This is a genomic window from Chitinophaga agri (assembly GCF_010093065.1).
GTDB lineage: Bacteria > Bacteroidota > Bacteroidia > Chitinophagales > Chitinophagaceae > Chitinophaga > Chitinophaga agri.
Window position 1 is genome coordinate 121896 of record NZ_CP048113.1, and the last position, 13922, is coordinate 135817.

Sequence of the window (13922 nt, forward strand, 5' to 3'; positions counted from 1 at the left end):
AATTGCTCCGCCAGTATAGGGCCAGCAGGCACCGCCTTCACCTGCGAACAGCTATCTGCATAGATCATCCGGTGCTTAAAGCGCATTGATCGCGGTGTCCATCCACTTCACCCGTTTGGATAACCACTCTTTCATATATTGTACCTCTGACGCATAGGAACCAGCTGGAACTGCGTATGGCCAGGTATAATTATACAATACATCCCATTTATTAAAATTCTCCTGCTGCGAATATTTTAATTGCGCTGCGGTTTCATTTATGAATGTATATAAGGTGTTTACCTGTGTCGATTTCAGCATATTCCATCTGTCCTTCACCTGTTGCACAAAAGCGGGATCATCAAAGAGCCTGTTTATCCATACCGCATTTTTCACCCACCATCCCTGCGGCAGGTTATTCCCATTGTAACTGATATTCCCGAGCGCCAGGTCAAAGTCCCATATTGGTCCCATAGACAGTTTCGCATTACGGTCCTTATACAGAAATACACTACTGAAAAAGATCGCATCATTGTTCTTGAGCAGTTCATTTACCAGGAACCAGTTGATGAATGTTGCTGTATTGATATATTTAGTATATCCCTCAACAGGATCATTAAACGAAGGGCTATATAATACATTCTCTATCTGCTGCATATAGTTACTGATGTACGCCAGTTGCGCGGCAGTAATGTTTTCAGGTGATTTAACTGTGAAGGGCACTTGTAGCAGGCTCCTGAACCAGACTGTCTCATCCAGCCGTTCATCAACTTCCAGCAAATAGCCTCCGCTGATGTCACTCGCAGGGGATGTTGGTTTTAACTCCGGAATATTAACACGGGTAGGACCGATCTCTACCTGATCAGTTAGCAGGTAGTTGCCCAGATATTCACCATTCAGAATGACTTCGACGAACCGTGCCCGTGGTGTAAATGCCGCTTCAAAGCGTTTGCCTATTTCCAGTGCCACATAATTTCTTAGCAGCGTTTTATCGGCGAAGTTGGCCAGGAGCACCCACTTTTTGGCAGCTGGCATGCCGAGTAGCTCTGTTTTGTTGCTGAACTTTATCCGGTAAGGTTTTTTAGGCATCATCCAGGTGCTGCTGCCCCGGCCTCTCATTTCGAGGGCCAGATCAGTCACCGTTTGCGGATATTGTGTATTAGCGTCGATGGTCAGCTTTCCTTTTACGTAGTCCTCTTTTGATATAACGGGTGCTTCCGTTTCAATATAAAAAATAGGCAGACCTGTGAAGGTATGCAGCTGTACCGTATAGCTTTTCGTGGTATTGTCAGCAGCTTTCACAACGAAGGTCACGGGTTTACTGAAGTCGTTGATGGTCGTGTCGCTGACCTGTGGTACGCCATCGACGGTCACGCTGATGCCGCTGGTCTTAAAAGTGGCGATCAGTGATTTATTGGTACTCAGATAGGGGATGCAACCCGTGACGTGATCATCATAGACGTGGCATTCCACATCCTTTATCAACTGTTCAGCATTGTTGCTCGCCTTAAATGTAAATGACAATATTTCTTTCGAAGCAGAAGGGATCACATCAGCTATATGCTGGTCTATCAGGGGCGATGCTTCTTTTTTACAGGCGTATAAAGCTACGCATAGCAGTAACAGTAGGAGGTAGTTGGTCCTGGTCATAAATACGAGGTGTTATCCGGCGCCGCCGGGTTAAAGTGGATTGTACAGATAAAAGATGGTTATTATTTGTGTCTTTCTTCGTGTCAGTATTACTCCCAGACTGGCAGTCCTGATTCCTCTTGTTGCGTAATTATGGTTCTGTCTGATGGCAATAATGGACATCCTTTATTGGCAGCACATGACGGTCATCATGGACATGGAATAGTTAGCCGATGATTTTGGCAAAATTTCAGATGATAACGCTGGTTAATATGGGGGCCTAAATGGTTATAAGCGAAGCGAATGTACTTATTTTTTCATAACCTACGCCGATTAAATCTGCAGCAGGTTCGTCCAGTATTTCTCCATATAGCCCTCGATGCCTTTGCCCGGGCTGTACGCAGTATAAATAGTACTGAACTGATGTCTGGCTATCTCATAAGTATCACTGCTTATTGCTTTTTTGCGTGCCATGTATAACAGGGCGATAGAAGGGGAGCGGGAGATACCCCAGTTACAGTGTACCAGTACCTTCTTGTCCGTTAGATGACGGTCCATGAACAGCATGCACCTTTCAATGATAGGGTGGGTATATTGCGGCATCAGCTCCTGGTCCATGTCCACCATATTGAGGTATAAATGACGATCGCCATGCAGATGCATCAGGTAGGAAGGGTGACTGGATTTCAGGTTGCCTTTGTATCCAACCGCCTGACGATGACAGGGTTCCTTACACGCATGAATGATGGCAAAGCCGGCGGATTCCTGTTGGCAGTCTCTATTCGTTCCCACGTATAGCTTATTATATACCTCTATCATGTGTAATTTATCTTCGCTTATTGCGGCCTAAAAATACAGAAACTGTACATACAATTGTACATTTTCCGCTGGATATTTAGCGGAAAACAATGTACGGATCGCATTTGGATGCTGCATGTATTGCACAAATAGGATGTCTCGCGCAGCATTATAGACGCCTCGTACCGAATACCTGGATATAAATATTTCTGTTGCTGTATGCATTATAAATAAAAAGGATGGGACAATTCCAGGTAAGCAGTCCATGTTAGTGTTGGTTGTAGCCTGCCTTTCGACCTTGCCACTTATCGTATGTTGTGTAGCTGAGGGAGGCTGGGCGCGGTGAAATGGCCGTTTTTAGCCTTATTCCTGCCGTTTCAGCATATTCGCCGCTAGTCTCACCGGTTTAGTGAAATAATACAGGAAATAGGGCAGTTTAAGCCCTTTTACGTCGTTCCCATTCGGACGGACCAGGTGCGCCAGGTGCTGTCTTACAATATGCACCTTACCCGATAAGGGCCGCGCTGAAATAAGATGGAGATACGCCTGTTCCAGGAACGTGTATTTCCCCTGCATGGCAGGATGCTGTAAACGTTTGAGTAGCAGTTTACCGGCGCGAGTGGTCATAGCGGCCTGCCCCCCTGTATCAATGCCCAGTGATGTAGCTGCCAGCTGTTTCCAGAGGATGTCAAATGGCTGCAATGCCCCGGGAACGGTTGCGGGTCCTTTCCGGTATAACAAAACCATGTCCAGCAGTGACCGCAGATGCGGATAGAAATCGCTGGCCCCGTTGTTCAGCAGCATGAGGGAATAGTAGTCCTGGCTGGTATAGCTCCGCGACAGGTAATCCTCTCCCAGCAGTTCCGTAAAGCTATATGGAAAGCCTGTTAAAGCACGGGTCGGCCGGTAATGAAATTCAAAGCTGAACCGCTTTCCCCGCGAACAACGTTTCCCGAAGGAAAGATCTTTCAGATGCTTGCTGAAATGTGCCGGATACCGGCTGAAATAATCCGCCTGGTCCATTTCGTACCCTTCTCCCTCCATGGTCGCTTTCACCCGTAGCAGCGCATCCTCCGGTATGATAATATCCATGTCGGTAAACTCCCGCATACTGATATCATTGTACAACAGCAGTGAGAAGTCCGTTCCTTTATACAAACGCGCTTTGATACCCTGCTGCTGAAGTAACTCTATAATGCGGGCAGCTTCTATCTGCCGGTCGGCAGCAAACACAAACAGATTGCGGCAGTATTGCTTAAACTGTTGCCAGGTGTCTTTGGGTACTGCTTCCGGTATTCGACTCAATACATGGAATACGACGGGCCTGACCCTATGCCGGGCACAGAGTTCATATACCGCCTGCCACCGGATCGTATGCCCGTGTATGAAGGTCTTAAGATCGGAAATGGTGCTTGTTTGCAGGTATACCCTGCAGCATAGGAATACTACAGTGACTTCGTTGTGTAACATATGATCAGTCAACGATCAGCATCCTGTGCTGCATCATCTTTTGAAGAAAAAGAAGGGTTTCCTGCTCGCAGAGCTGCATGCTGATCGCATACTCCTGCATCAAAGCATGTACTACATCATGGACCGCTACAGGCTGTTCCAGTTTTTCCCAGATAACGCTGCCCACAGCATTGAGACCTATATATTCCCCATTGTGGATGTCCATCAGGACGACTTCTTCTCCTACCCGGCTTACAAGAAAATTACGCTCATTCCGTCGTATGACCGTTTCTTTACAAAGGGGCAATTGTACACTTTCTGACATATGTTTAAACATTAATGATAAGTTGCGTGTATATAGTAATTGTAACATAATGTGACCCGAAATAGTTCATCGTTCATGCATAAATATTGGGGCTTCGGCCTGTTGATCTCATCCACTGTTGAATTTCCGGAGCTGATGCCCGCCACGTCCCCGCACACGGACGTGACCATTGCCATCGGTATGGTGCCGGTCATACACGCGTCCGCTACCTTTTGTACCGGACGTATCACCTACGATATTGTCAATGACGCAGCGTTACTGTTCACCGTCGACGGTATAGCGACCTATTATGTTGCCGACGGCAACAGGATCATCATCTCGCCACTGGCTGATGATGTGGAACCCAGGGTGCTCAGGATGTTTGTACTCGCTGGCGCCATGGCGGGTATTCTTCAGCAGCGCAAAAAGATCCCATTACATGCCGCCGGCATCGTAACAGATGGTGGGCTTACGCTTATCACCGGTCACTCCGGAGCCGGCAAGTCGACGACACTGGCAGGATTGCAGGAAAAAAAATACCCGATATTCACAGATGATATTACCGTGCTGCACCACTGTGCTGATGATGACCGGGTGAGGGGCACTGCAGCTTATCCGATGCTGAAGTTATGGGAGCAGTCCATGCAGACCCTCCAGCTGCACGACCGCTCTTTCCCGGTAATGCCGGGTATGGAGAAATACGGCGTTTTCTTTCACCAGGACTTCGATACACAGCATTATCCCATCCGGAGGATTATCCTCCTGGCTACAGCAGATATTGATGAAATAAGACATGTGCAGCTGAATGGAAGTATGGCCTTCACACAGGTCATACAGCATATTTACAAACCGGTACTTTTCAGGCAACCAGCCGTTCGGGCCGTTTGTTTTCATATGATCAGCGCGATGACACGACAGGCAGTCACCCATTGTGTCACAAGGCCACTGCAGAGTGATCCGGCTGAATTATTAACCGTTGTAAAGTCCCTGCTGTAAATGAAAAAGGTCTTTACTGCCACGTTATTATTCACAGAAGCCTGGTGCTGGCTGGGCGTTGCCCGTCTGCTACTGGTTTTTATGCCATTCAGGAAAATTGTACCCCTGCTGGGAGACAGTATACCGGCCGACCCGACCGCACCAGTGACGAAGACGATCCGCCCCCAAAGGATCCGGGCCGCTATCAGGAGGGCCGCTGCCTGTGCCCCCTGGCGAACGAAATGTTTTGAACAGGCGTTGGCTGGTAAACTGATGCTGCGCTACCGGAAACTGCCTGGCGTTGTTTTTTTCGGTGTCAATAAGAACGGGAATAAGATGAATGCACATGCATGGCTGGAATGCAATGGCATCATTGTCACCGGTCACACCGGCATAGATGAGTATACTGTTATCGCCCGTTTTAAAAGCTGATGCATGAGCTCCATTTTTGGTATTATATATAAGAACGGTCGGCCTGTTTCCCCGGAAGAAGCCGCTGCTATCACCCAGGCGGTGCAGCACGCCGGTGTCGGTAAGTGTACGCCCTGGATAGATGATAATGTGCTCATCGGACAATGTCCCCATGCACCGGCAGCCAGCATACCTGCTGATCTGCTTATAGCTGACGAGCTGCTGGTGGCTGCTGATGTCCGGATAGACAACCGCGGGTATATGCTGGATAATCTGCCGGCTGACAGGAGTTACACCGATCAGCAGCTGCTGTTGTCCGCCTACCGTAAATGGGGCATGCTGGCACTCCACCACCTGGAAGGGGAATATGCATTCTGCGCATGGGATATTGAACAGCGCCGCCTTTTCCTGGCGACTGACCATATGGGGTTCCGGCCGCTTTATTATTATAACTCCGACGACGTATTTATTTTCAGTTCAAGTCTGAAAGCAGTACTCGCCGTGAAGCCGAAACCACATGTGTTCAATGCGGAATGCCTCATCAACTATCATTTCCGGCAGGGGGATGCCGCGGATACATATACGAAAGATGTCTATGCTTTTTGTGGTGGTAATTACCTGACCCTGCATGGTCGGAAAATACACATGGCGAAATACTGGAACCCACTTCCGGGAAGATATAAATTAGACTCGCTGGATGATTGTACGGAAGCATTAAAAGAACTGCTGCTCACAGCCATCAGGAACAGGATCATGCCTGACCGCCCGATAGGAATTACACTCAGCGGCGGACTGGACTCCTCGTCCATCGCCTGTTTGCTGGCGCGTGAACTGTTCCGGCAAAACAAACCGCTGTATTCATTTTCTTCTGTTTTGTCTGAAAATGCTGCAGGAAACGATGAGCGTGCCTATATTGATATCATTGGCAGGCGCTATCCGAATATAATACAGACGTATGTAGACGCCCCGGATGCGGGTCCGTTTGAAGGCACACTCGATGCCTTCAGTTGTGATGAAACCATTCCAAACAGCTTCTTCTATATGGATCATGCTATCCTGCGTGCCGCCAGGGAAGAGGGCGTAGGTATATTGTTCACCGGTTACGGAGGCGATCACTGGGTATCCTGGCAGGGCAATCCTGTCATTTATAATATGCTATGTAAAGGCTATTGGATGGACGCTTATGACCTCATCATGGAGTTTGCGGAAACGGAAAACATCCATCCCTTCCAGGTAGCTAAAAGAGAACTGGCGCCGCACACACTATTATACCAGACACTACGCGGTGCGCAAAAGAAGAAGATGCGGGACACTGCATTGCATCCTTCCTTTCTGCGTAAATACGGATCAGCACTCGACTTCAGACCTGTAAGGGATATCACGGCCTTTATGACCGACAATATCATCAGTGGCCGTACGGGGCAGTTCCTGGGGATGCTGAACGGCCGGAACAACGCTTATGGAATGGAGTCAGCAGTGCCACTGCTGGACCGCCATATCGTCGAACTGATGATGGACATGCCGGAAGAGGCATTTATCTTCAATGGACATAAGCGTAGTCTGCTGCGCCATACCATGGAAGGTGTACTGCCGGAAGATATATTATGGCGAAAGGATAAAGGCCGGTACTCGCCCGATTTCCCGCAGCGTATCACTGCCGGCCTGCCCAAGGCTGCCGAAGTGATGCGCAACCAGGAATATGCGATGGTGTTTGACCGTTACCTGAGCAAAGAAGCTATCCGGCGTTTAGCCGGTGGGGATGAGCTGTCTATGATCAGAATGACACAGGGTATCATATGTAGCATGGTACTCACGTCATTACAAAAAAATGGCTATGTATTTGATGATAACTTTTCTTAACTTCAATGAATCCAATATCACAGTATGAAAAACGAAGCAACACGACCAGTCCCAGTATGGGAAACACCTGACATGATTGTTCTGCCTATTAACGAAGTTACGCTTGGCAATGGAGAAGCGGGCTTTGACTTCGCGTCCGAAATTAGCGCCTGACATCATCGTCATCCCAATTTTACACCATGTCGTACTCCGAACTGGTCTGCATAGTATGCAGGCACATAGCCCTCGTAGACGTACAGCATGTTTGTTCTGATTGTGCGGCCGCCTGCACAGACTATTTCCATAACCTTATCCTGTATAATAACTGTACCTGGATGGGTGTTTGTGTGAGTAGCTGTGAGGGCGCCGTCCATTAACTTCAGTTCCTGCCCGTTGAAGATAGTCATCGCCCCTTTATTCCAGGGATTGCAAGCCCGTATCAGGTTACATATTTCTGTGGCAGTCATCTGCTCCCAGTTGATCAGTATATCGTGCAGCTGTGGCCGTTTATGATAGCCGGCCTGTTTGTTACCGGCACTGATCGCAGGTAACGGCATACGTTGCCTAAGCATCGCTATTATGCCCATGACGCCTTCTATGCAGTACTGGCTGCATAACTGGTTAACTGCCGCATACGTGTAGTGTGGCTGATCAGGTATTGTCTTTGTCCATACGACCTGGCCCGCATCAAACTTTTCTGACAATACATGTATGGTAAACCCAAGTGTGGGCTGCCCTGTTTTCAGTTGCCAGAACACCGGCGATGGCCCCCGGAAGCAAGGTAACGGCCCCGGATGAATGTTAAATGCAGGAATACCTGCAAAACGTTTTATATCCAGCAGATAACGGTAGCCATATACGAATACAGTCTCCGGACGAACAGCATCCAGCCATTCATATACATCCGTGGTGACGTTTTTTTCCATCTGCATGGGTAGCCGCGCTGCCTGTATAAATGCCTGTACTTTCTGCTGTGCAGCAAGATCCTCCGTGGGAGAAAAGAAAATACACACCTGCAAGCCCTGGCTTGCAAGTGTGTAGGCGAGCGGGATGAAATGATCCCCGCCGGAAATGATACCTATTTTCATACTGATTTTTAGTGACTCGGATATATGCCAAAGAGGGCAATGATGTAGTTGACAGTGACGTATGGCATCATGTTGTTATGCGCCTGTGTGCCACCTGCAGGACCGATAGACATGGGGTCCATCAGTGCATTGGGCACAGTGGTGCCGCCTCCGGGTAAGGGCAGTGTCGTATACAGGTTAACATCCGGGTAAGCCGTTGGACCTGTGTTATTATTGCCGTTAGTGACAGCGAGCATATTGTTGGAAGGAGAGCCGGTTGTCGCAGCAGTATTCACCGCTACCAGTCCATGTGTATGGTTAGGGATGTTGGTGGTCAGCAGTGTGACATTCTGTGTGCCTGCCGCTTGCCCCAGCATATAGCTGCCGGAGCCGCCTGACGGACTGATTTGTCCCATACTGACGGCGATCCTTACCCGCATATCAGGTAGCGCGAACGTCGTGATGCCGTCTCCGCCATATTGTGTGCCGATCAGTGTAAACAGCGCCTCATATTCAGCGATAGACAGTAATGCGCCATTGCAAACTGACCAGCCGACAGGAGCAAAGTTGCCACCAAATAGTCTGATCTCTCCCAGATAATTATCCATAAAATCTTTTTAGAGGTTTAACATTTAGTTACGTGAGGGGAATATGCCCTGTGTGGCGATACAGTATATCAGTGTCAGGTAGGGCATCCTGTTCTCATGTGGAAGGTTGCCTCCCGTAGCAGTAACACAAGGGGCCATGCTGACCGTAGCACCGCCTGCAGGCGCGAAGAGGTTGACGGTACCTGTATTCTGTCCCGGTTGCGTGGGAGAGCTGGGTGTATTCGGATTACCAAAGTAGTTGGTGTTCGGACTACCCTGATCGTACGAGTTATTGGCATTTACAGGGTGCGAATGTGCGGGCAGTGTGCTGACCGTCAGTGTCACTGTTTCTGTACCTGCTGCCTGACCAATGTTGTAGTTCGTACCGGAGGTACTGCTGCCAGTACCAACGATAGTGCGACCGTTCAGGTTAGGCAGCATAAAATTGGTGGTGCCATTACCACCATAGTAAATACCCAGCAGGGCAAACAACGCCTGGTTCTGTGCGATAGGAAGTGTTTGTCCGCTGCAGGACACCCAGCCTGTGGGGATCTGCGTATAAGGGAACAGACGGATCTCTCCGAGATAGTTTTCCATGTTTTTGATAAGATAAGGTGAGTAAATGAAGAAGGGGCGATCAGGGGTGCTGAGGGAAAACGCCACTGGCGCAAATACAGTAAGTCATTGCCAGATAGGGGTCCATATTCGCATGTGGTGTGGTACCGCCGGTTGGACTAAGGCTTTGCGGATTTAACGTCGTACCGCCCTGGTTATTGGAATACACAACTATCCCCCTGTTTGCACCGGTACTAAAACCATTGGTGAGATAGGCATTCGTACCAGGCTGGGAGATCGCTGCGGCGGTCTGTGCCTGACTGGTACGTACAACAGCCTGCATCATGTGGTTGTGCGCAGGTATGGTTGCCGTAGTCAGTGTGACAGTTTCACTGCCGCCCTTTATACCAGGTGCATTGAACGAGGAATTCTGCAAACTGATGCCCAGAGCGGCTACACCGCGCAGATCAGGTACTGCAAAGGTAGTCGTACCATTGCCGCCATAACTGGTACCAAGGATCGCGAATAGGGGGGCATTACTTTGAATGGGGTAGGTACTTCCGTTACAGGGAAGCCAGCCCGAGGGGACAAAATTGAATGCAAAGGCTCTTATTTCGCCTACATATGCATCTGCCATAAACAAGTGTTTTTTGGGTGAATAATAAGGATTATAAAATGGGTGAATACGTCAGAAGTGTGGAGTCAGCACAAACTGTTTTTCATGGAACTTGGTCATACTTCAGGGAAACATTCTTAACTCTGTAGCAGGTATATTTTCTGTTTTAAGTCTATTGTAAGTTACTAATCCTGAGCGGGAAATAAAAATTTAAAGGGAAATAAAAGACTTTTTATTTCCCTTTAAAATCTGTAATTATATTAAATAGGCATTGCCGGTAATTATGCCAGTACAGACAATGCCACTTTCACGATATCATCCAGCGATCTCTTATCAGGCTTGGCCTGTCCGCTGATACGTAAACCGCTATATGTATTGAAAAGATGTCTCGCTATCGCCTGTGGTGTAAAGGTCTTACTCATCTCTCCCTGTTGCTGCGCCTCTTTCACCCATTGCTGGAACAGGTGCTCCATTCCCTCCATGTTCTGCAACGCCAGTACACCCACTTCCTCGTCGACATTGGACAGTTCTGCAGTGCTGTTCACCATCAGACAACCATCCCTTTTTTCATCGCGCAGTATCACCTCCACCATGTATTTGAAAGCGATCTTTATTTTCTTGAGCGGAGAGCTGGTTACGGCAACTGCCTGCATTAATGACTGCTGCTGGCTGGACAGGTAATAATGCAGGCAGCGCATGAACAGGCGATGTTTATCTCCGAATGAATTGTACAAACTGGAACGACTTAAACCTGTTGCCTTCGTAAGATCATCCATTGAGGTGCCGTTATATCCTTTATGCCAGAATAACGCCGTCGCTCTTTGTAAAACTGTCTCTTCATTGAATAATACTTCTTTAGGCATTGCTGTTCATTTTAAATGGAATATTCGTTCCAAATGTAAGCAAAAAATCATAATGTGCTCATACCACCATCGGCGATCAGTTCTGACCCCAGCAGGAAAGTTGAATCATCTGACGCCAGGAAGAGCGCTACCTTCGCAATTTCTTCCGGTGTACCGAAACGACCAATAGGTATGCTGGACTGTATATGGCTGGCGGTTGCGGAAAGCTGATCTGCTGCCAGGCCAAGTTTACCATACAGCGGTGTGCTAACCGGACCAGGACTGACTGCATTCACACGGATCTTACGGCCGATCAGTTCTGCGGATAAGTTTCTGATCAGTGTCAGCTGCGCTGCTTTAGTGGCGGCATAAACAGATGCATTCGCCATACCGATGTGCGCGTTGATAGAAGTATTCAATACGATAGCACCGCCATCATGCAGGATAGGCAGTAACTGCTGAATAGTAAAGAAGGAACCTTTTACGTTGATATTAAACTGCTCGTCAAAGAATGCCTCAGTCGTCGCCTCAATAGGAGAGAACTTCGCTACACCTGCATTCAGGAACAGAATGTCAATGACCGGATGTATCGCAGCCACCTGTGCCTGTAACTGCATAATGTCTTTCATACTACCTGTGTCAGATGCAATGCCGCTGGCCGATGTGCCCAGTTCCGCTACTGCCTTGTCTATAGATTCCTGATTACGGCCGGTAATGATCACTTTTGCGCCTTCAGCAATAAATAACTGCGCTGTCGCAAATCCGATACCGCTGTTACCACCGGTAATGAGGGCTACTTTATTTTCTAACCTGTTCATAAAATTGATTTTAATCGTGATGTACTGTTTTATTATTAAGATTGATCTGTGTTGTTTGGAACGATCGTTCCGGATGTAAAATTAGTAATGTGGAATGAATGTTCCAAATAAACTTTTAAGCACCGGTAAGATCAGCAGGGAAGTGATGATGTATAAGTGTTTTTTATATAGTGTTAAGAAAGGACCGGACTACATAGCATCTTTTGTCCTTTTTATCAGTATACAGATCCATGGCTGTTCCTCAATGATCGGTATATTTTTCTGTTTACCATAGCGTGGGCAGGATAATGTTCGATTGCGACTATTAAATGCATAAAAATGCCATCGCATACCCGGTATCCGGGCCTGCCGGGATGGCTTACATAAGGTTGGACAGGAGGGAATAAAAAGCAGCAGCGCCTATCAGAAATGGCCTGTTTTTTCGTTAGATTTGTAGTAACCTGATTTCCGATGTCCCAATCCGCCACTCGCCGACCCGCAACTGTTGAGGAGCAATCGCCTATTCCTGTACTTGAAACAGACGTAGTATTTGCTGACCTCCTGATATGTATCTCTTTTGCGACGCTGTCGCTCGCCACAGCAATACTGCTGCTGTTTAATATGTCCGCCGCTGCATGGGGCGGTCAGCTGACATTAGCGTTCTTCTTCATAGCCATCGCTATGTGGGCCGCCTGGTCTTCAGAGACCTACCATCTGTACACGGACAAACTGCTCATCAAAAAGCCGCTGACATACCTGTCGTCCACAACAACGGTCATTCCGTTATCCTCCATGAAAGAAGTGACAATTAAAACTGTAAAATACCGGCACAGAAGAACGTATCTGACCATAAAGACCCGTAGCCGTACCTATCAGTATACGGTCAGCAGGGATATGGAATTTATAGACACCTTTATTGCCGAATTACAGCAACGGGGCGTTAACGCACATAAAGGCAGTTATACCTGATCAGGCATCCTCTCCGGGGTGATCCTGGAACTCTGTAAAATCTTCTATTGCCCCCTTCGTTAGCTCATCCAGCTCCGGATGTTGTAATAAGGCATGCATCTTTTCTGTCAGCATTTTATGCTCCAGGTAATCCTGGTCCGCGTTCGTCAGCCGGTTCAGCATCCAAACCGTCAGTGGCGTAGGGCGCCTGTCCAGCGATGCGATCAATGCATCATGATAATACTCATGGAATGACTCCAGCGTGTGCACCAGTGGACCAGGTGATCCATAATCAATATGCGGATATTTCTCTATCAGCCGGAATATAGGTTCTATTGCTTTCTCCTTGTCGGCATTCTGTTTCAGTGCCTCCATCAGGTCATAGAAGTAGGAGACGTTATCATCATCGGAGCGTTCTGCTGGTTGAAAGGCCTGCAAGGCCTGTATGATCTCATCAGTAGTCATCATGGAATTGTTAAGGGTTTGAAACGTTAATTATCTCAGCAGTGGCGTATAACAGGGTTAATAACTTAAAAATAGGGAAATTTACTGAATAAGCATTGCAACCGACAGGTGCCCGGTACACCGTACCTAACTTGTATTTACATATTATTAATCTGTGTTGTATCATTGGATATTCGCACTGAAATAGCTATTTTCATACTTTTTCCCCTACTGCACACTTAACTGACAGCAAATGCAAAATTATGTAGTGCTTCCTACAGCGGAAGCCGAAGCACAAAAAGTTTTTCAGGATCTGCTGGACCAACCTGACCAGGTCTTACTATTAATATTGGGGGACGACGATGTAGCTGCTGAAGCAAATGATACTGCTAACTTTATCAGGTCAAAGACCGGCAAAACAGGCATGGGTATGTATGATATGGTCATCTTCGTCCGGGTGACCATCCCGGCGGTCCTCCTGCCCATGTTAAAGAAAATGGAATGGCACCCCCGCGTGAAGCCTTCCGATTATGATAGCTTCGTATTGCTCTCCATCTCCCCATTCAGGAATGTTGTATCAGAAGGTGTGACCAGACCCCGTTTTATGAAGGGAAGAGGAAGTATGCACACTGCCGTCATGACGGCTTACGCTAACGGTTGAGTTCCTGTTTTACCTTAATGA

At 47.8% G+C, this 13922-nt stretch carries 16 protein-coding genes; 5 read left to right on the forward strand and 11 right to left on the reverse strand.

Going from position 1 to position 13922, the window contains the following annotated elements:
- Positions 1-75 precede the first annotated feature (75 nt).
- The 4 genes from GWR21_RS00490 to GWR21_RS00505 form a co-directional block, all read right to left on the reverse strand.
- Complete coding sequence (locus GWR21_RS00490; RefSeq protein ID WP_162329828.1) at positions 76-1629, reverse strand: CotH kinase family protein; 1554 nt, start codon at positions 1627-1629, stop codon at positions 76-78.
- Positions 1630-1941: 312 nt separating this feature from the next.
- Positions 1942-2400: a dual specificity protein phosphatase family protein gene (locus tag GWR21_RS00495; protein ID WP_162329829.1), complete on the reverse strand. Its 459-nt coding sequence runs from the start codon at positions 2398-2400 to the stop codon at positions 1942-1944.
- A gap of 369 nt (positions 2401-2769) precedes the next feature.
- Positions 2770-3876, reverse strand: coding sequence for a nucleotidyltransferase family protein (locus tag GWR21_RS00500; RefSeq protein WP_162329830.1), 1107 nt, complete (start codon positions 3874-3876; stop codon positions 2770-2772).
- A gap of 4 nt (positions 3877-3880) precedes the next feature.
- A complete protein-coding gene (locus GWR21_RS00505; RefSeq protein ID WP_162329831.1) occupies positions 3881-4180 on the reverse strand; it encodes a PqqD family peptide modification chaperone in 300 nt (99 codons plus the stop codon).
- Positions 4181-4255: 75 nt separating this feature from the next.
- Here GWR21_RS00505 and GWR21_RS00510 point away from each other — a divergent pair, with 75 nt between their 5' ends.
- Genes GWR21_RS00510 through GWR21_RS00520 form a run of 3 tightly spaced genes read left to right on the forward strand, consistent with a single transcriptional unit; the run spans position 4256 to position 7405 of the window.
- Entirely contained in the window at positions 4256-5155 is a 900-nt protein-coding gene (locus GWR21_RS00510) for a phosphoenolpyruvate carboxykinase (ATP) (protein WP_162329832.1), read from the forward strand.
- Positions 5156-5566: a lasso peptide biosynthesis B2 protein gene (locus tag GWR21_RS00515; RefSeq protein WP_162329833.1), complete on the forward strand. Its 411-nt coding sequence runs from the start codon at positions 5156-5158 to the stop codon at positions 5564-5566.
- 3 nt (positions 5567-5569) lie between these two features.
- Positions 5570-7405: an asparagine synthase-related protein gene (locus GWR21_RS00520; protein ID WP_162329834.1), complete on the forward strand. Its 1836-nt coding sequence runs from the start codon at positions 5570-5572 to the stop codon at positions 7403-7405.
- A 161-nt stretch (positions 7406-7566) separates the two neighbouring features.
- On the opposite strand, the gene GWR21_RS00525 is transcribed toward GWR21_RS00520, so the two are convergent.
- The 6 genes from GWR21_RS00525 to GWR21_RS00550 all read right to left on the reverse strand — a co-directional run bounded on the left by GWR21_RS00525 (position 7567) and on the right by GWR21_RS00550 (position 11869).
- A complete protein-coding gene (locus GWR21_RS00525) occupies positions 7567-8472 on the reverse strand; it encodes a methionyl-tRNA formyltransferase (protein ID WP_162329835.1) in 906 nt (301 codons plus the stop codon).
- An 8-nt stretch (positions 8473-8480) separates the two neighbouring features.
- Entirely contained in the window at positions 8481-9059 is a 579-nt protein-coding gene (locus GWR21_RS00530; RefSeq protein WP_162329836.1) for a phage tail protein, read from the reverse strand.
- A gap of 24 nt (positions 9060-9083) precedes the next feature.
- Positions 9084-9635 (reverse strand): phage tail protein, encoded by a 552-nt coding sequence (locus GWR21_RS00535; protein ID WP_162329837.1) that lies wholly within the window; start codon positions 9633-9635, stop codon positions 9084-9086.
- A 40-nt stretch (positions 9636-9675) separates the two neighbouring features.
- Entirely contained in the window at positions 9676-10230 is a 555-nt protein-coding gene (locus GWR21_RS00540; protein ID WP_162329838.1) for a phage tail protein, read from the reverse strand.
- Positions 10231-10490: 260 nt separating this feature from the next.
- Positions 10491-11072 carry a TetR/AcrR family transcriptional regulator gene (locus GWR21_RS00545; RefSeq protein ID WP_162329839.1) on the reverse strand — a complete coding sequence of 194 codons (582 nt, stop codon included), beginning with the start codon at positions 11070-11072 and terminating at the stop codon, positions 10491-10493.
- 47 nt (positions 11073-11119) lie between these two features.
- Positions 11120-11869, reverse strand: a complete 750-nt coding sequence (locus GWR21_RS00550) for an SDR family oxidoreductase (protein WP_162329840.1) — start codon at positions 11867-11869, stop codon at positions 11120-11122.
- Positions 11870-12319: 450 nt separating this feature from the next.
- Here GWR21_RS00550 and GWR21_RS00555 point away from each other — a divergent pair, with 450 nt between their 5' ends.
- The gene (locus tag GWR21_RS00555) at positions 12320-12817 is read left to right on the forward strand and encodes a hypothetical protein (RefSeq protein WP_162329841.1); all 498 of its coding nucleotides are present in this window, start codon (positions 12320-12322) and stop codon (positions 12815-12817) included.
- Here GWR21_RS00555 and GWR21_RS00560 read toward each other — a convergent pair whose 3' ends face one another.
- Positions 12818-13264 (reverse strand): hypothetical protein, encoded by a 447-nt coding sequence (locus tag GWR21_RS00560; RefSeq protein ID WP_162329842.1) that lies wholly within the window; start codon positions 13262-13264, stop codon positions 12818-12820. It abuts the gene before it with no gap.
- 229 nt (positions 13265-13493) lie between these two features.
- Here GWR21_RS00560 and GWR21_RS00565 point away from each other — a divergent pair, with 229 nt between their 5' ends.
- Complete coding sequence (locus GWR21_RS00565; protein WP_162329843.1) at positions 13494-13901, forward strand: hypothetical protein; 408 nt, start codon at positions 13494-13496, stop codon at positions 13899-13901.
- Positions 13902-13922 lie beyond the last annotated feature (21 nt).

Coding starts and splice junctions, on each gene's coding strand:
- GWR21_RS00515 (WP_162329833.1), top strand. CDS start 5,156: ATGAAAAAGGTCTTTACTGCCACGTTATTATTCACAGAAGCCTGGTGC.
- GWR21_RS00530 (WP_162329836.1), bottom strand. CDS start 9,059: ATGGATAATTATCTGGGAGAGATCAGACTATTTGGTGGCAACTTTGCT.
- GWR21_RS00505 (WP_162329831.1), bottom strand. CDS start 4,180: ATGTCAGAAAGTGTACAATTGCCCCTTTGTAAAGAAACGGTCATACGA.
- GWR21_RS00510 (WP_162329832.1), top strand. CDS start 4,256: ATGCATAAATATTGGGGCTTCGGCCTGTTGATCTCATCCACTGTTGAA.
- GWR21_RS00545 (WP_162329839.1), bottom strand. CDS start 11,072: ATGCCTAAAGAAGTATTATTCAATGAAGAGACAGTTTTACAAAGAGCG.
- GWR21_RS00520 (WP_162329834.1), top strand. CDS start 5,570: ATGAGCTCCATTTTTGGTATTATATATAAGAACGGTCGGCCTGTTTCC.
- GWR21_RS00555 (WP_162329841.1), top strand. CDS start 12,320: ATGTCCCAATCCGCCACTCGCCGACCCGCAACTGTTGAGGAGCAATCG.
- GWR21_RS00560 (WP_162329842.1), bottom strand. CDS start 13,264: ATGATGACTACTGATGAGATCATACAGGCCTTGCAGGCCTTTCAACCA.
- GWR21_RS00525 (WP_162329835.1), bottom strand. CDS start 8,472: ATGAAAATAGGTATCATTTCCGGCGGGGATCATTTCATCCCGCTCGCC.
- GWR21_RS00500 (WP_162329830.1), bottom strand. CDS start 3,876: ATGTTACACAACGAAGTCACTGTAGTATTCCTATGCTGCAGGGTATAC.
- GWR21_RS00550 (WP_162329840.1), bottom strand. CDS start 11,869: ATGAACAGGTTAGAAAATAAAGTAGCCCTCATTACCGGTGGTAACAGC.
- GWR21_RS00490 (WP_162329828.1), bottom strand. CDS start 1,629: ATGACCAGGACCAACTACCTCCTACTGTTACTGCTATGCGTAGCTTTA.
- GWR21_RS00565 (WP_162329843.1), top strand. CDS start 13,494: ATGCAAAATTATGTAGTGCTTCCTACAGCGGAAGCCGAAGCACAAAAA.
- GWR21_RS00535 (WP_162329837.1), bottom strand. CDS start 9,635: ATGGAAAACTATCTCGGAGAGATCCGTCTGTTCCCTTATACGCAGATC.
- GWR21_RS00540 (WP_162329838.1), bottom strand. CDS start 10,230: ATGGCAGATGCATATGTAGGCGAAATAAGAGCCTTTGCATTCAATTTT.